This is a genomic window from Pseudomonas sp. NFACC24-1, from assembly GCF_900115235.1.
In the GTDB taxonomy this organism is placed as follows: domain Bacteria; phylum Pseudomonadota; class Gammaproteobacteria; order Pseudomonadales; family Pseudomonadaceae; genus Aquipseudomonas; species Aquipseudomonas fluorescens_AA.
The window spans coordinates 22240-39369 of the sequence record NZ_FOVS01000031.1 but is presented as its reverse complement, the minus strand read 5'-3'; the positions used below and the strand labels follow the sequence as shown (position 1 = coordinate 39369).

The 17130-nt window shown below is 58.8% G+C and carries 15 protein-coding genes; 12 read left to right on the top strand and 3 right to left on the bottom strand.

All coding sequences use genetic code 11. From position 1 onward, the window contains the following. The first annotated feature begins 45 nt into the window (after positions 1 to 45). Entirely contained in the window at positions 46 to 792 is a 747-nt protein-coding gene (locus BM317_RS23685) for a hypothetical protein (RefSeq protein WP_092170988.1), read from the top strand. 453 nt (positions 793 to 1245) lie between these two features. On the opposite strand, the gene BM317_RS23675 is transcribed toward BM317_RS23685, so the two are convergent. Next, complete coding sequence (locus BM317_RS23675) at positions 1246 to 2115, bottom strand: hypothetical protein (RefSeq protein ID WP_139197876.1); 870 nt, start codon at positions 2113 to 2115, stop codon at positions 1246 to 1248. Between the two features lie 160 nt (positions 2116 to 2275). Here BM317_RS23675 and folE point away from each other — a divergent pair, with 160 nt between their 5' ends. Together folE and BM317_RS23665 are read left to right on the top strand one after the other, a co-directional pair. Further along, positions 2276 to 2821, top strand: a complete 546-nt coding sequence (folE, locus tag BM317_RS23670) for a GTP cyclohydrolase I FolE (protein WP_010456659.1) — start codon at positions 2276 to 2278, stop codon at positions 2819 to 2821. Between the two features lie 103 nt (positions 2822 to 2924). Beyond that, the gene (locus tag BM317_RS23665; protein WP_092476506.1) at positions 2925 to 3296 is read left to right on the top strand and encodes a glutathione S-transferase N-terminal domain-containing protein; all 372 of its coding nucleotides are present in this window, start codon (positions 2925 to 2927) and stop codon (positions 3294 to 3296) included. A gap of 122 nt (positions 3297 to 3418) precedes the next feature. Here BM317_RS23665 and BM317_RS23660 read toward each other — a convergent pair whose 3' ends face one another. Beyond that, on the bottom strand, positions 3419 to 4585 hold the full coding sequence (locus BM317_RS23660; RefSeq protein WP_092170994.1) for an aminotransferase-like domain-containing protein: 1167 nt from the start codon (positions 4583 to 4585) through the stop codon (positions 3419 to 3421). 84 nt (positions 4586 to 4669) lie between these two features. Here BM317_RS23660 and BM317_RS23655 point away from each other — a divergent pair, with 84 nt between their 5' ends. The 5 genes from BM317_RS23655 (at position 4670) to BM317_RS23635 (ending at position 13079) form a co-directional block, all read left to right on the top strand. Continuing rightward, positions 4670 to 5107 (top strand): MarR family winged helix-turn-helix transcriptional regulator, encoded by a 438-nt coding sequence (locus BM317_RS23655; protein ID WP_092170998.1) that lies wholly within the window; start codon positions 4670 to 4672, stop codon positions 5105 to 5107. A gap of 333 nt (positions 5108 to 5440) precedes the next feature. Then, on the top strand, positions 5441 to 6790 hold the full coding sequence (locus BM317_RS23650) for an NCS2 family permease (protein WP_092171002.1): 1350 nt from the start codon (positions 5441 to 5443) through the stop codon (positions 6788 to 6790). Positions 6791 to 6852: 62 nt separating this feature from the next. Next, positions 6853 to 7482, top strand: a complete 630-nt coding sequence (locus tag BM317_RS23645) for a LysE family translocator (protein WP_092171006.1) — start codon at positions 6853 to 6855, stop codon at positions 7480 to 7482. A 131-nt stretch (positions 7483 to 7613) separates the two neighbouring features. Further along, a complete protein-coding gene (locus tag BM317_RS23640; protein WP_092476485.1) occupies positions 7614 to 11339 on the top strand; it encodes a calcium-binding protein in 3726 nt (1241 codons plus the stop codon). A 165-nt stretch (positions 11340 to 11504) separates the two neighbouring features. Beyond that, positions 11505 to 13079 (top strand): hypothetical protein, encoded by a 1575-nt coding sequence (locus tag BM317_RS23635; RefSeq protein ID WP_139236060.1) that lies wholly within the window; start codon positions 11505 to 11507, stop codon positions 13077 to 13079. Positions 13080 to 13171: 92 nt separating this feature from the next. Here the strand turns inward: BM317_RS23635 and uraH are convergent, their stop codons facing one another. Then, on the bottom strand, positions 13172 to 13525 hold the full coding sequence (uraH, locus tag BM317_RS23630) for a hydroxyisourate hydrolase (RefSeq protein WP_092171104.1): 354 nt from the start codon (positions 13523 to 13525) through the stop codon (positions 13172 to 13174). A gap of 413 nt (positions 13526 to 13938) precedes the next feature. Here uraH and puuE point away from each other — a divergent pair, with 413 nt between their 5' ends. The 4 genes from puuE to BM317_RS23605 all read left to right on the top strand — a co-directional run bounded on the left by puuE (position 13939) and on the right by BM317_RS23605 (position 17097). Further along, positions 13939 to 14880: an allantoinase PuuE gene (puuE, locus tag BM317_RS23620; RefSeq protein ID WP_092171113.1), complete on the top strand. Its 942-nt coding sequence runs from the start codon at positions 13939 to 13941 to the stop codon at positions 14878 to 14880. Beyond that, positions 14877 to 15392 (top strand): 2-oxo-4-hydroxy-4-carboxy-5-ureidoimidazoline decarboxylase, encoded by a 516-nt coding sequence (uraD, locus tag BM317_RS23615; protein ID WP_072406513.1) that lies wholly within the window; start codon positions 14877 to 14879, stop codon positions 15390 to 15392. The genes puuE and uraD overlap by 4 nt, the downstream gene beginning before the upstream one ends. Positions 15393 to 15459: 67 nt before the next feature. Next, the gene (alc, locus tag BM317_RS23610; RefSeq protein ID WP_092171116.1) at positions 15460 to 16455 is read left to right on the top strand and encodes an allantoicase; all 996 of its coding nucleotides are present in this window, start codon (positions 15460 to 15462) and stop codon (positions 16453 to 16455) included. Between the two features lie 138 nt (positions 16456 to 16593). Beyond that, complete coding sequence (locus tag BM317_RS23605; protein WP_092147750.1) at positions 16594 to 17097, top strand: ureidoglycolate lyase; 504 nt, start codon at positions 16594 to 16596, stop codon at positions 17095 to 17097. Positions 17098 to 17130: the final 33 nt, after the last annotated feature.

Genomic DNA, 17130 nt, shown 5'->3' with positions numbered 1-17130 from the left:
CTGTCGCTTGTCAGTAGCCTGGCAAGAAGTAAAAATGGAGTATCTATGATTATTCCGATTACCGATGACACTGTCCCTAATGGTGGTGGTAGCTATGAAAAAGACGAAACCCTTAAAATCGGGGTTAAGTCCATGCAGAAAAAAGAATTTTTGTTTTCGGAAAGAGTAAAATTCAACATCAAACTCGGTACGGCCTCCCGAGGAATAATGGTTGCTGACGAAGGGACTCCGCTGGCAAAGCTCGGACCGGAAGAGAAGCTCTATATACTTGGACATAGCTCCTCAGGTGACAATCTGTTATCAGGAAAAACACCATCCGAGCTACTTGACCACCTTATCAAGCGTGGTTTGGACCTGATGCGCCCACTAAAAATTGTCCTTGTATCCTGTAATGCCGGAAGTCGCCTCACGGGAAAAAGCTTCGCCGAACTTTTTTTTGCCGAGGCATTTACGCGAATAGAAAAAAAACTCAGCTGGGACAACATGCAGATCAACATAAACCACAAAGCAAAAACCAATGGCGGTCATACATTATGGGTAAAAGCTCCGAAGGGAATGATCTCCTTTTCAAATCTCCACGATCTCAAGCCTCACATCCTCCCTCCTGAGTTTTACCCGGAATACCAACAACTAAAATCAAATCTCGATCTTAAAAAGATAGAAAAAGCATACCTCGAAGAGTGGCTCCAAAAAAAGATGCGAACAACTTTATGCACCGATTGGCAGTTCCTTCCCGAGTCCTCCGCACAAATGCGTTGGGGGCTGGGTGGTGAGAATCCGGCAGCACCTTGATATTGCCTTGTACCAATTACGCACCACTGGATTGGGGAGCTAACCAGATAATAAGTCGATAGGCGAAACAGAGCCGTAGGAAGCAGGCGAAGTCACCCTGTATTTTCCCTCCTACGAAGAATTTTGAGTTCATCCAGCTGTCCAGTGTCACCGACAAGCATTTCCAGGCGCCACTGAGCGAATTCGACATCCGCATCCACCGGTTATATAAGTGTCGACACACCTATGCAACCCTGTGCGTCATGGCGGGCATGAACCCTGCTTTTATTGCTACACAGCTAGGGCACAGCGTCCAGATGTTAATTTCGACTTATGCCCGTCGGATATTCGAGCACTGATTGGAGTGAGCTAGGTAATTTAGCGAACAGGTTAAGCGTAGGCGATCCCTCCTGGCAATGAAGCCCTCAATGAAAAGCCCCGCAATTGCGGGGCTTAAGTTTTCTCATACACGCTTCAAAATGATTCGACTGGCTTATTGACCTGCTTTTCAAGCTTTTTTTGGTCAAGCTTGGGAAGGGAGAACTTTAGAATCATATACGCATCGTTACCCACGCCACTGACGATGAAATCCGCAGTCCTCACATTATCTGGCGCCATTTCCACCAGACGACGAAAATCCCTTGCACCGTCAATCGGGAAATCGTTTTCAATGAAAGTGTAAATGATATTACCCGCATTCAAAGCTGCGCTTTCATAATCAGTCATCTGATGGGCTGCCTCTTGGACGTTCGCCGACTTGCCCAGTACTTGAAGCACATCCAGAAGAGACTTACCGTCGCTGATCACTACCATTTCAAAGTTCTTCTTCACGGCAGTCATGGCACGTAAAAACAACTCACGATCCAGCGGTGAAAGCAGCGAAACCATCGAAAGCTTATCGTTTTTAAAAACTAACGACGCAGTGAACTTATGTTCAATAAAAGCTAATTCGATACATTTCGATTTAGTATCTGGGCTCGTCGTGCAATCGTAATAACCGTCCGCCTCGGTGTATTTAGTGATCGGCGAATCGTAGGCGTAATCCTTAAACAGGTTGTCCGCTGCGGCTGCATTCTGCGTTCCCGAGAGAATGGCGACCATGGACAGGGCCAGCGCACAGGTTCTTTTAAGCATGGATTCCGTTCCTGAGATGAGGGCAAGAGGTAGCGTAATGCTATCAGCCTTGAAATAGATTTGTCTCCTCAACCCAAGCAGGCCGGTACGGTCAACCGAGACCTCAGGACAGCATCGACCGGATTGCAGCTTCGCGCCCGCCGGCCATACAACTGCCGTCACACTTAAGCTACCATGTGCAACACGGCGGGTATTAATCCCTGCAATCACTGCCTCTCAGCTTGGTCAAAGCGTCAGTTGCTGTCGACCTATGCCCTGTGGGTCTCCGGTACCGACTGGATGGCCTGGGCAGAATCGAAACGCTCGATTGGTACAAAATTGGTACAGACAGAACAAGTACCCTCCTGAAACCCTTATGGAATCAGCCTCTGTGACACTGGAACAGAACTACACCGCGATTCTCGGCCAACTCGGCGAGGACGTTTCCCGCGAGGGCCTGCTCGATACGCCCAAGCGCGCTGCCAAGGCCATGCAGTACCTCTGCCGCGGTTATGAACAGACGCTGGAAGAAGTCACCAACGGTGCCTTGTTCAGCTCCGATAACAGCGAGATGGTGCTGGTCAAGGACATCGAGTTGTACTCGTTGTGCGAACACCACCTGCTGCCTTTCATCGGCAAGGCCCACGTGGCCTACATTCCCAGCGGCAAGGTGCTGGGGTTGTCGAAAGTCGCCCGCATCGTCGACATGTATGCGCGGCGCCTGCAGATCCAGGAAAACCTCAGCCGCCAGATCGCCGACGCGGTCCAGCAAGTGACCGGCGCCCTGGGCGTGGCGGTGGTGATCGAGGCCAAGCACATGTGCATGATGATGCGCGGTGTGGAAAAGCAGAATTCCTCGATGATCACTTCGGTGATGCTCGGCGAGTTCCGGGAAAACGCCGCCACGCGCAGCGAATTCCTCAGCCTCATCAAGTAACCCGCCCCAAGAAAAAACCGGCGTGCATCGCCGGTTTTTTTTCGCCGGTGAAAAATCAGGTAAGCTGCGCGCCCTCTTCTTCCCCGCCGCGAGGCTGAATACCGTGATCGTCAAAGCGCTTCGAGTTGGCCTGGGCCAGCTCATCATCCTCATCGACTTCATCACTCGCCCAAGCAAGAAACAGCGCCCGACCGAGGCCCAGGCACAGGTCGACCAGGCCGCCCGCAGCCTGACGCTGTATCAATTCCACGCCTGCCCGTTCTGCGTGAAGACCCGCCGCACGTTGCGCCGCCTCAATGTGCCGGTGGCCCTGCGCGATGCGAAAAACAACGCGCAGGATCGCCAGACGCTGCTGGAACAAGGCGGCAAGATCAAAGTGCCGTGCCTGCGTATCGAAGAGAATGGCGAGACCACCTGGATGTATGACTCCAAGGTGATCATTGAGTATCTGGATAAGCGGTTCTCTGCAGCCTGACAATTTCTACTGTGACTACTGGCCCCATCGCGAGCAAGCTCGGCTCCCACAGGGGAAGGTCCACTGTGGGAGCCGAGCTTGCTCGCGATGAGGCCCGGACAGCCACCACAAAGCCCTTGATATCAAGCCGCTTTTGCAGCCAACGCCTCCCGCACCACTCCCGCCAACCGCTTGAGCCCTTCATCCAGCCGCGCCGGGTCGATGTGGCTGAAGTTCAAGCGCAAGTGCCCCGGATGCTGGTCCGGCTCCGGGAAGAACGGCTCCCCCGGCATGAACGCAACGTCGGCCGCCAGCGCGGCAGCGAGCAAGGTGCGGGTGTCCAGCGGTTGCCTGAGGGTCAGCCAGAAAAACAACCCGCCCTGGGGCACGTTCCAGTCCGCGATATCAGAGAAATGCTTTTGCAACGCCGCCTGGAACCGATCGCGACGGTCCCGGTAGAAATCCCTCAGTTCACTCAAATGGCTGCGGTACTGTTCGGTACCGATCCATTGCAGCGCCTGCCACTGACCGATGCGGTTGGTGTGCAGGTCCGCCGACTGCTTGAGCCGCAGCAGGTGCGGGAACAAATCCGGGCTGGCGATCAGGTAGCCTACTCGTAGTCCCGGCAACAGGGTTTTCGACACGGTACCGGTATAGATCCAACTGGCCTTCTTCAAGCGACTGACGATCGGCGTGGCACTGCCGCCATCGAACGTCAGCTCGCGGTAGGGTTCGTCCTCAATCAGGGTGACGCCAAACTCGTCCAGCAGCGCCGCCACGGCATCGCGCTTGGCTTCGCTGTAGCGCACCGCCGAGGGGTTCTGGAACGTCGGAATCAGGTAGATGAACGCTGGCCGATGCTGCTCCAGGCGGGCCCGCAACTGGTGCAGGTCGGGGCCGTCGGCCTCCAGGGGCACGGTGATGCAGTCGGCGCCGAACAGTTGGAAGATTTGCAACGCCGCCAGGTAGGTCGGCGCTTCGAGCATCACTTCAGTGCCCACGTCGATGTGCAGCTTGGCCGCCAGGTCGAGAGTTTGCTGGGAGCCGCTGACCACCAACACCTGACTCGCCTCACAGGCCACACCCAGCCCCCGCGCCTGGGCCGCCAGGGCTTCGCGCAGGGCCGGTTCGCCTTCGCTCATGCCGTACTGGCCCATGGACAACGGCATGGCCGTCCATTCCACCTTCGGCAGCATGGCTTCGGCCGGCAGGCCGCCGGCGAACGACATCACTTCAGGGCGCTGCGCCGCCGCGAGGATTTCTCGAATCAAAGAACTTTTGAGGCGCGAGACACGTTCGGAAAAAGCCATGGGGGGGTCACCTGTAGCGGGTCGCTGGAAGAATGAGTCAAACTGATTGACCGAAATTACTCCGACCTCTCTGGATACGTCAATATGATTGACCTTAAAAACCCGACCTCCCAACAAATGGCCATGGAAGCGTTTTTCTTCGGTTACCAGGCGTTCACCGCCAAGGCCGATGAAATGCTCGAACGCCGTGGGTTGAGTCGGGTCCACCAGCGCATCGTTTTTTTCATCGCCCGCTACCCGTCCCTGAGCGTGAAGGAATTGCTGGCGCTGCTCGGGGTGAGCAAGCAGGCGCTGAACATGCCGTTGCGGCAGTTGATGGAAATGCACTTGGTGAACAGCGTCGCGTCCGAGACCGACAAGCGTAAGCGGCTGCTGGAACTGACGACCGAGGGCGAGCGGTTCGAGCAGGCGTTGCGGCGTGAGCAGGTAAAATTGCTGGAGCGGGTGTTTGCCGAGGCTGGGGAGGCGGCGGTGAATGGGTGGTTGGCGGTGAACCTGGCACTGGGCAAGTCTGGCGACTGAAGGCGTCTGATCCGACGCTATCGCGAGCAAGCTCGCTCCCACAGGGTGGACGTCGCCAGACACAAATCTTGCATTCACCACAGCCCATTGTGGGAGCGAGCTCGCTCGCGATAGCGCCCGCAAGGGCGATATATCCCTATCGCCAGACATTTCGTCGACAACACAGAAAACATTATTTGCATTATTTGTATACAAAAGCATAATTCGCTTCGTGCGAGTTCCTGACCAAAAGGTCAACATACTTCGCCAGCCTTACCTGCCTCAGCGCATCGCAGCCCCCCAGGGCGTTTGCGGTGCTGGAAATAACAATAAGACTCTTGAGGAGTACTCGCTGTGGAAAGCCGCAAACCCGAAGCCCGGACGCTGGACCTCTCGCCGCCACTACGCAGTGGCTGGCTGGAACGCATCTTCAAACTCAGCTTGCATGGCACCACGGTGAAGACCGAGCTGATTGCCGGCCTGACGACCTTCATCACCATGGCCTACATCATCTTCGTCAACCCCAACATCATGGCCGACGCCGGCATCGATCACGGTGCCGCCTTCGTCGCCACCTGCATCGCCGCCGCCCTGGGCTGCCTGCTGATGGGCCTGTACGCCAACTGGCCGGTGGGCCTGGCACCGGGCATGGGCCTGAACGCGTTCTTCACCTACACCGTGGTCGGCACCATGGGCTACAACTGGGAAACCGCGTTGGGCGCGGTGTTCATTTCCGGTGTGCTGTTCATGATCCTGACCCTGTCACGGGTGCGCGAATGGCTGCTCAACAGCATTCCAGTAAGCCTGCGGTTCGCCATGGGCGCGGGGGTCGGGTTGTTCCTCGGGCTGATCGGCCTGAAAACCGCCGGGATCATCGTCGACAGCCCCGCCACCCTGATCAAGCTCGGTTCGTTGCGTGAGCCCGGTCCGCTGTTGGCTGCCGTGTGCTTCCTGATGATCGCCGTGCTCAGTTATCACCGCGTGTTCGGGGCGATCCTGATCAGCATCATCGCCGTGACCCTGGCCGGCTGGGGGCTGGGGTTGGTGCAGTACAACGGCGTCATGTCGACCCCGCCCAGCCTGGCCCCGACCTGGATGGCGATGGACGTGGCCGGTGTGTTCAACGTCAGCATGATCAGCGTGGTGCTGGCCTTCCTGTTCGTGCACATGTTCGACACCGCCGGCACCTTGATGGGCGTCGCCCAGCGGGCCGGGCTGGTGAAAGCCGATGGCAAGATCGAGAACCTGTCCCGCGCCTTGAAAGCCGACAGCGCCTCCAGCGTATTCGGTGCCATGGTCGGTGTGCCGCCGGTGACCAGCTACGTCGAAAGTGCCGCCGGTGTGGCCGCCGGTGGCCGCACCGGGCTTACCGCCGTGACCGTCGGTGTGCTATTTATTGCCGCCATGTTCTTCGCACCGCTGGCCGGGATGATCCCGGCCTATGCCACGGCCGGCGCGTTGATCTACGTGGCCATGCTGATGATGGGCGGCATGGCCCACATCGAATGGGACGAACCGACCGACAGCATTCCAGCCATCGTCACGGCCATCATGATGCCCCTGACGTTCTCGGTCGCCGACGGTATCGCCCTGGGGTTCATCACCTACGTGGTGCTCAAGGCCGGTACCGGTAAACACAAGGAAATCTCCGTCAGCCTGTGGGTGCTCTGCGCGATCTTCATCGCCAAGTTCATCTTCTTGTAAGCGATACCGTAACCACCCCGCCTCACCCTTGGGTGAGGCTTTTGTCCATCAGGAGCAAAGCAATGAATCTGGAAACCTGGCTGTTGTTCAGTGGCGCCGCCTTGGTGGTGATCCTCATCCCCGGCCCGCTGTCGCTGTTGATGATCGGCAACAGCCTGAACTATGGCCTGCGCCGCTCGTACCCGGCATTCCTCGGCGGGGTGGTCGCGTCGATCTGTCTGCTGAGCGCTTCGGCGCTGGGACTCGGTGCGTTGTTGCTGGCATCGGAGCAATTGTTCAGCGCCCTGAAGATCGTCGGTGCCCTGTACCTGTTCTACCTGGCCTGGCAGAGCTGGCAACAATCCCGGCAACCTGCCCAAGGCGCCGAAGTGCCCCAGGCCGCCGCAGTGCCACGTTTCCGCGCGTTGTTCGGCCGGGCGTTCGTGCTGGGCGCCAGCAATCCGAAGGACATCCTGTTCTTTGCCGCTTTCCTGCCGCAGTTCCTGAGCGCCGAACAACCTTTCCTGCCGCAACTGCTGATCATGATCGCCACCTGGACCGTACTCGACCTGATCTGCAAGCTGGCCTACGGCCTCGGCGCCCACGGCGCGGCCCGGTATCTGCGTACGGGCAAAGGTCAGAGCTGGTTCAACCGGATCAGCGCGGGTCTGTTTGGCGGCGCGGGTGCAGCTTCCTTAATGTCCGCCCACTGAGCCCTCGGCTTTGCGAATGCCTTTGTGTGCGGCATTCGCAAAACATCGCAACAACCCATCGATATACAGCACTCGGGAAAACACCTTACATAGAGGGCCAATTCAAACGTCGTTGAACAAGGAAGTTCACAATGGCCCAACTTATAACGCCCTCTCCCGCTGCTGACGACCGGGGAGTCGTCATTAGCGATATTGTCTTTCAGGCCAATGAGCATACGATCGAGACGCTCGACTTCAAAGTCGCCGATCAAGCGCGACTCAATCCGGAACACAAGCACCGGCAAGCCCAACTCGAAGTCGTCGACAAACTTTACGGCCCGCTCCAGATCGGCTCCGTAGCCGTGACCCGCTCCGCCCTGAATGCGCTGGGTGCAACCACTGACGGTCAGGTATTGAACGGTGAAAACAGTTTCTTTCGCATCGCCAGTCGTTTTTTCCTGGACTCACTGCAGTTCAATGCAGCGGATGTCGAAACCCATATAAAACTGACCGCCGATGCAAACGACTATCGCCTGCCGACATTGCTTTTTGAAATAGCCAGCCAACGCTCACGCTCTGCACGCCCGTTATTAAGAGCAAACCTTGCAGTACAGACTGAAGCGGGCAGTTACCACAAGATCCTGGAAAAACTCCTGAAGTCTGCGCAGGGCCTCGACCCTCATCAGTTTGCCCAGACGTCACTGAGCTGGGTAAACAAGACCAAAAGCCAGATCCTCATCCCCACCGGCCTGGGGCTCCAGGCCTTCGGAATCTACAGCGGCCTGCGCGGCCTGCAAGACGCCATCCGCAACAAGGACGATTACCAGACCCTGTTCAACGGCGCCAGCGTGGCCGCCGAAGTGGCTTCCTTGGGCGTCGAAGCGCTGGTGACCCGACAAGCCACGCAAATGATCCGGGCCGGTCAGCGCTCCCTGGGGGATTTCGCGAAAACCACCTTCGCGACTCGACTGGCCCGGGGAAGCGGGCTGATTGCCAGCGTGTTGACCCTGCCTTTCGATATCGTCTCTGCAGTTGACGCTTTCAAGGCCGCCGCCAACGCGAGTGGCAAAGCGGCCACCGATCATTACGTCAGTGCCGCCTTGAGCGTCACCAGCGCCGCGATGACCCTGACCATCGGCATGGCCGCTCTGGCGGGCTTCAGTTCAGCCGGTCCGGTGGGCCTTGCCGCCGGGCTTATCCTGGTGGTCGGGTCACAGGTCTGGGGGGCGATTCGCCAGGTCGATGAGATCGACGACTACATAACCCTCAGCGCCCACGAGCGCCTGCGAACGGGTTGGCTCGCCTTCTGGACAATCAGCCCTGACGACGATATCCAGGAGCGCTACACCCTCGCCAAGGCGACCGCCGAACACACCAGGCAACTGCGGGCCAACGCCTTGAACTTGCTCAAGGGCCCGTTGAAAGACAGCACCGAGGCGATCGTGAACGGTCGATTCACCGTGGAACTCGAGCAAGTGACCTACAACACCTGGAACTGGTGGACCGGCGAAAAGTATCAGGCAACGAACGCGCGCCCGAAAATCAAGGACAGCGATGACTGGATCGATGCCCGCCAAGGCGTCACGCTCGAAACCCCTGGCGCAGTCATCGAAGCGGCGGCTGAGCACAAAGGCATCCGTTGGTATATCGGTGGCGGCAACGACACGATTTTCGGGGTTGAAAACAAGCCGAACGTTTTCCACTACGGCTCAGGCGTCAAGCGACTGAGGGGCGGCGCGAAAGACGATGTATTCGTTTTCGAAGGCTCGACATCCATTGCCCCGGGAGACGAAGTACCTGCGCCGAACCGGCTGGTAGGCGGCTCGGGTAACGACACGTTGATACTGGCCGGCAATTCCGGCCATGGCCAGGTGCCGCGACTGGGTTATCACATCGACCTGGAGGCGGGGCAGGCAGCCATCATCACTCAGGAAGCTCCCAAGAGCGAAAGCGGACAGTATCGCCACGCGCTTCTTGAAGGCATCGAACATGTGGAAATCCTTGAGGGCGGCACCCATGTCATCAAGGGCAGCGCCGGCGCGAACATCATCAAGTCCCGGGGCAACGATCTCATCGAGGCCGGCGCGGGAGACGACCGGATCTTCATTCTCGGCGGCAACAACCGCAACGCCGACGGCGGGCCCGGGGACGATGCCTACGTCATCGCCCACAAACCCGGCCACGTATCGATCACCGAGGACGGCATGGGCAGCAGCGTCATTTCCCTGGACTGGCGCGCCGACCTGATTGAAAGCTGGGTGATCGAGCAGGGCAACCTGGTGATCACGTCGTGCTTCGATGGCAATGACTGGGAGTCACGCAAAGTCACCCTCAACAATGTCTATGCCGATACGGACTATCCAAGAGCATTACAGAACAACCGCCTGACCTTCACGACAAAGGACGGCTTCCACTGGATGCCAGACCTGCCGGAGACGCTGGAGCACGACAGCCCCCTCGTCATTGAAGCGGTCATGGTGCAACACGGCATTCCCCGGAACCCGGCCATCCTCAATGACCGAAGCGAGCGCTGGGTGGCCCACGATAAGGACACGAGCTACTACGTTTCCCGGTTGATTGAATTCACCACGCTCAAGGTGAGGCAGAAAAGTGAGTATTGCACCACGCTTCACCTGGACTATGCCCATAGCGAACTGACCCGGGTCGAAGCTCACTACAACGCCTATGTCATCCAGGAAGACGGAGGGGACACGGTGAAATATGGTGAGTGCGGTCTCACCCTGGATTTTGGCAGTCGCCGTGTCGTCCTGAACAACCTGGCCCGTTCCGATGAGCGCTACAGCGCACGGACAAAGACCACCGGGCGACGTGCGTTTTCCGCATTGGATTCGCAGCACACGTTTATCCTGATCCTGCGCGACGGCGCCTCCTACCGCCTGGCCATCCCCACCCCCGACCCCGCGCGGTTGCTGGATAAGGGATTCATCGACAAGGATCCGGTGCAATGGAAGACACAAGCCCCCCTTTCACTCACGCCCACCAGAAAGCACTACGCGTTTCTCCAGCCCCTGGATAAGAAGCCCCATCCCATGGGCAGCCAGGCCACCTGCGCGATGCTCACGCCCGCCGTTGAGCAGACCGGTATCGAAGTGCTGACAGGCCAAGGCTCCACGTACCTTGTCCACCTGAGCCCGGGCATGACACTGCGGCTGACCACGCCAGGCGCACTGGCTGGCGCCAATCCCCGACTGCCCCAGGCATCCACTTGGGAACTCGACGCCACCCGCCTCGGGGAGGTCGAGATCAAACTGGCCAATAACCTGCTGCAGGTAGGCACGACGATCCTTCATCTACCCGCCTACGCAGAGGACGACCTCGTCGACCAGATACGCGTCATCACGGCCCAGGGTGTCGTCCATGCAGTGGACAGCCTGTTCGAGCGCGTCTATGTAACGGCACTGGACGGCCGGTACTTCTCGCCCCCGGTCGATCCCGAAGCCGCCCTGCCCCACGAATTGTCACGGTTAGCATCGGCACAACTGAGAGTCTCCAACATGGCGCTCAAAGATGGCTCGCCCGGCTCACTGAGTTATCACCTCAAGGCGCGCCGGTGGACCCTCGATACCGATGAATCCCGGGTCATCGCCGCAACGAGCCTAAGAAAAACCAATTTGTGCGATCACCATCTCAGTCTTTATCAGGACCTGGCTCGCGAAGGGCTCAGCCAGAACCCACCCCTGGACGACGAGGCGCTGCGCTTGTTGCGCGAACATTGCGTGAAATGGGTCGAAGGCACGACGTTGAACAAGTCACTGATGCTTGCGCAGGCCATCGCGCTGAGCCCGACTTTTGGCCTGGAACTTCCTCATTGGCGTTGGCTGCTCTCCCCAGGCGAGATCGTCTCCGGACAGACCTAGTCCTGAGAAATGACTGCGAACATCTCTTGCAGATGCAATACATATGTAGTGCACCCGCCCGTTGATTTTCCAAGAACATCTTTCAGCGCGTTGCCCGTCAATCCACACGACGGGCGGCGACGTAGTCATTGCCCATACTTTTCAAATTCAAGAGCGCAAACGTCAATGAGCCCAAGAAAAAACACCCGCCCCAACGTTCCAACTTCGCCTCCCGATACGCCCCACGGCAGTCGCGATACCACACCCGAAAGCTTGCCCAGGAGCCCCATCAGGGTCGATGACAGCGATTCGTCGCCCGGCCCGTCGCCTGGGCGACAAACCGAAGCCGCTGACGCCCAGCCCACGGTGGTCCAGGTAGCGGAACTCACCTCCCAGGCCGCCATCGCCCATGTGCCCGCCTCGCTATCGCTGGACAATTATTACCTTTCCCCCGAGCTGATTCCCATGCTGTCGGACCCGGACCCGACCTCCGGGATCCAGACATTCAGGACCCGGACTTACGTCAAACTTGCCGAAGGTGGGACGGTGCTATTGGGGCGCGATGCCGACCAAAACTACCGGGCGCGCTCAAGCGCTGAGCTCGTTGCGTCCGGGCCCCGCCTGGAACAAGTCGAAGGCAGCCTGCTGTGGCGGCAGGTTTCCCACGGCAGCGACTCCACGCTCACCATTACCCGCTACAACGTGCCGGACGATGATCCTCTGGAAGGGCCCGCGCCCAAGCGCCAGCGCACGGCGCCACCCTCCAGCGAAGTCGCAGTGGAGACCACCCCGGTTTTTCGCAAGGAATGGGGGGTCGAGCCAAAGCTCACCCTGCCGGCCTTCATCACCATCGGCGACGTTCACTATAAGCGGGTGACACGTGTCGACGCACGGGACTACCCCATTGCCTACATCCAGCAACCTGGCCATCCCGCCTATGATTTTGACCTGCTGGAAGCCATCCTCAGGCATACCCCGGACGAGCAGCCCCGAAGCGTAATCCGCGTGCCGCCGGACAACCATTGGGAGATCGATGCCAGGCTTCCCTTCGAGAAACCGCTGACGGCCTATGTCAGGGAAGTGTTTCCCGAGGTCACCACCGTCACCCTGGAAAATATCGCCAGAAGGCAGTTCGAACTCGCCAACAGCTCTTTAATCGCCGACGCTGCGGGCCTGACCGCACTGAGGCAGATCTTCCATAGCTGGAAAAACGCCGTTCCCTCGCCCCATCCGCAATGGACCGACCCCTTGCTGATGCTGCCCGTGCTCCCGACCTCTTCAGGGATCACGAGCGCTTCGCGTTCGATAGACCTGCCCATTTCCACCTCGACGGGGAGACTGGATCGGCTGGATTTCGACCCCCTACGGTTCCCGCGAGAGTGGAATTTCTTCATGTCGACCTACTCGCCGATGGACCTCAAGCGCTTTATGGCCGGCATCCTGACGCGCAATGGCTACACGGTCATGGAGCCCAACAGTTTCAACAGTTTTCCGGCGCTGGTGTTTCGGCGCACCGGGCATGAGTATGTATTTTTCATGAGCCTGCATCGCACTCGCATGCCGAAACTCTCCCTGCCCACCCACATGAATCCCAACACCACCGGCATCAATCTGGAGACCCAGGTCGGCGACGCTGCCGCACAAGCGGTCAAGGACGCCCATCAGGCCGGCAAAATCATCTGGCTAAAGGGCGGTTCACAGATCCGGCCTGGTTACGCGGACACTGTCTTTATCATTCGGGATGACAACGCCAGGCTGTAGGCTGGCGGCAAAAAAAGCCCGCAGTGTGAGCGGGCGAAAACCAAAGAAGCGCCATGCGCAGTCGCTTCCAGGAGAGGCAGCTGCTTGGGGGATCAACTGCCTCGATAGGTGGAATAGGCGTAGGGCGAAATCAGCAGGGGCACGTGATAATGCTCCTGCTCGGCCGAAATACCGAAGCGCAGCACCACCACATCCAGAAACGCCGGATCGGGCAGTTGCACGCCGCGGGCGCGATAGTAATCGCCAGCGTGAAATTGCAATTGATAGACGCCCGAACGGTAGTCCTCCCCTTGCAGCAACGGTGCATCACAACGGCCATCGCTGTTGGTCTGCGCGCTGGCGACCAGCTGCAATTGCGAGCCCTCCACCCGGTACAACTCGATCTTGATCGCGTTGCCCGGGCAGCCATGTGCAGCATCCAAAACGTGAGTAGTCAAACGTCCCATTGCTTGTGCGCGCCTCGCTGCGGGGCAGTCCGGCACGACGCCTCCTGAATCAGTTGAAAGACAGGCCGCACCGTTTCGGAGCACGAAACGCCACGGCGATGAGATAATTAAGACATTTTAAAAGAAAATTGTACACAATAAAAAATAAACATTCAGCCCATGGGCTGCGCATCGGCACGCCGGCCTCGGCCTCAAGCAAACCAAATGAATACAAGATCCTCCTGACGATTCACTGACCAAGTGGGCAGGTTTCTTGCAGTGTAGACAAGCCAGGGGCAGCAGTGAAAAATGCAGAAAATCAGGCTTACAAATCGCGCATAAAGTTGTATACAATCAATCCATCGTCGTGACGCCAGCCTGTATTTCATCATCAGGGCGCCACCCACATGGTTCGAACAAGAAGGAAAACTGCAGTGAGCGCTGACTACCCACGCGACCTGATCGGTTACGGCAATAACCCTCCCCATCCCCAATGGCCGGGCAATGCCCGCATCGCTTTGTCCTTCGTGCTCAACTACGAAGAAGGTGGCGAGCGTAACGTCCTGCATGGCGACAAGGAATCCGAGGCGTTCCTTTCGGAGATGGTCGCTGCGCAACCGCTGCAGGGCGAACGCAACATGAGCATGGAATCGCTGTACGAGTATGGCAGCCGTGCCGGTGTCTGGCGGGTCCTCAAGCTGTTCAAGGAGTTCGACATCCCGCTGACCATCTTCGCCGTGGCCATGGCCGCCCAACGGCATCCGGACGTGATTCGCGCCATGGTCGCCGCCGGTCACGAAATCTGCAGCCACGGCTATCGCTGGATCGACTACCAATACATGGATGAGGCCCAGGAGCGCGAGCACATGCTCGAAGCGATCCGCATCCTCACCGAAATCACAGGCGAGCGCCCGCTGGGCTGGTACACCGGCCGCACCGGCCCGAGCACCCGCCGGCTGGTGATGGAGGAAGGCGGTTTCCTCTATGACAGCGACACCTACGACGACGACCTGCCCTACTGGGAACCGAACACCCCGAACGGCAAGCCGCACCTGGTGATTCCCTACACCCTCGACACCAACGACATGCGCTTCACCCAGGTGCAGGGTTTCAACAAGGGTGACGATTTCTTCCAGTACCTCAAGGACGCTTTCGACGTGCTGTATGCCGAAGGTGCCGAGGCGCCGAAGATGCTGTCCATCGGGCTGCATTGCCGGCTGATCGGCCGCCCTGCGCGCCTGGCATCCCTCAAGCGCTTCCTCGAATACGTCAAAGGCCATGAACACGTCTGGTTCAGCCGTCGTGTCGATATCGCCCGCCACTGGCAGCAGGCCCACCCGTACCAAGGGGCTTCGAATCCAGGAGCCTCGAAATGACCGCCTTCCAGACCCTCAAGCCTTCCACCTTGAGCCGTGAAGCCTTCGTCCGGGCTTTTGCCGATATCTACGAACACTCGCCCTGGGTCGCCGAAAAGGCGTTTGACCTGGGCCAGGATCCCTCGATCGACGAGATCGAGACCCTGCACCAGCGCATGAGCGACATCCTGTTGAGCGCCGATCACGCCAGCCAACTGGCGCTGATCAACGCCCACCCGGACCTGGCCGGCAAAGCCGCCGTCCAGGGCCAACTGACCGAAGCCAGCACGAACGAACAGGCCGGCGCCGGTATTCACCAATGCACGGCCGAAGAGTTTCAACGCTTCACCGAGCTGAACGACGCCTACAAGGCCAAGTTCAAGTTTCCCTTCATCATGGCGGTAAAAGGCAGCAACCGGCACCAGATCCTCGCGGCGTTCGAAACGCGCATCCATCACTCGGCAGACGCCGAATTCAAATGCGCCCTGGCAGAGATCAACAAGATCGCGTTGTTCCGATTACTGACCCTTTAGCGAGCAGTCCTGAACCCTGGAACCTGCAAGCATCCCCAGCCAACTTATTTAAAGGCAGACAAGAAGAATGAAAGCTTACGCCGTACCCTTCGAGAAGTTCGTCAACCTGGCCGACGCCCGCCTGGGCACCAAGATCATCTCGGTCACCGATGACTGGTTCGCCGACGCCAACCGCCTGTTCCAGCCGACCCCGGCCGTGTGGAAGGAGGGCGTGTTCGATGATAACGGCAAGTGGATGGACGGCTGGGAATCGCGGCGCAAGCGCTTCGAAGGCTACGACAGCGCGGTGATCCGCCTGGGTGTGGCGGGCTCGATCAAGGGCGTGGACATCGACACCTCATTCTTCACCGGCAACTACCCACCATCAGCCTCCCTGGAAGCCTGCTTCCTGACCGAAGGCGAGCCGGACGAAAACACCCAGTGGACTGAAGTGCTGTCGGCCGTCGAGCTGCAAGGCAACAGCCACCACTACCACGAAATCAGCAACGACCAGGCCTTCAGCCACCTGCGTTTCAACATCTACCCCGATGGCGGCGTGGCACGCTTGCGGGTCTACGGTATTCCGTACCGCGACTGGTCGGCCGTGGGCGACAACGAACAGATCGACCTGGCCGCCGCCCTCAACGGTGGTCGCGCCCTGGCCTGCTCCGACGAGCACTTCGGCCGCATGAGCAATATCCTCAACCCGGGTCGTGGCGTGAACATGGGCGATGGCTGGGAAACCGCCCGTCGTCGTACCCCGGGCAATGACTGGGTGATCGTCGCCCTGGGCCATGCCGGCGAGGTCGAGAAAGTCATCGTCGACACCCTGCACTTCAAAGGCAACTACCCCGACAGTTGCTCGATCCAGGGCGCGTTCGTCAAGGGCGGCACCGACAGCCAGATCGAAACCCAGTCGCTGTTCTGGCGCGAATTGCTGCCGAGCCAGAAGCTGGAGATGCACGCCGAGCACACCTTCGCCGAGCAGATCAAAGCACTGGGGCCGATCACCCACATCCGCCTCAATGTGTTCCCGGATGGTGGCGTGAGTCGCCTGCGGGTGCTGGGCAAGGTAGCGAAGTAGCACCATGATCGTTCCCACGCTCTGCGTGGGAATACATCCCGTGACGCTCTGCGTCACAAAGCGGACGCGGAGCGTCCGGTGAGGCGTTCCCACGCAAAGCGTGGGAACGATCAAATCTAAAAGATTAAGAAGACCAGCATGCGCACACTCAAGATCGAACCGTTGACCAAAGAAGCCTTCGCCCCGTTCGGTGACGTGATCGAAACCGACGGCAGCGATCACTTCATGATCAACAACGGTTCGACCATGCGCTTCCATCGCCTGGCGACGGTGCAAACCGCTACGCCGGACGATCAGGCGATCATCAGCATCTTCCGCGCCGACGCGCTGGAGATGCCGTTGACCGTGCGCATGCTGGAGCGCCATCCGCTGGGCAGCCAGGCCTTCATTCCGCTGCTCGGCAACCCCTTTCTGATCGTGGTCGCGCCACTTGGCGATGCACCTGTATCAGGCTTGGTCCGCGCCTTCGTCACCAACGGCAGGCAGGGCATTAATTACCATCGCGGCGTCTGGCACCACCCGGTGCTGACGATCGAAAAGCGGGATGACTTCCTGGTGGTTGATCGCAGTGGCACAGGCAACAACTGCGATGAGCATTTTTTCCAAGAGGATGAATTTCTAATCCTCGCCCCCCACCAATAAGAGAAGGTCCGATCACGCGCAGACAAGCGTGAC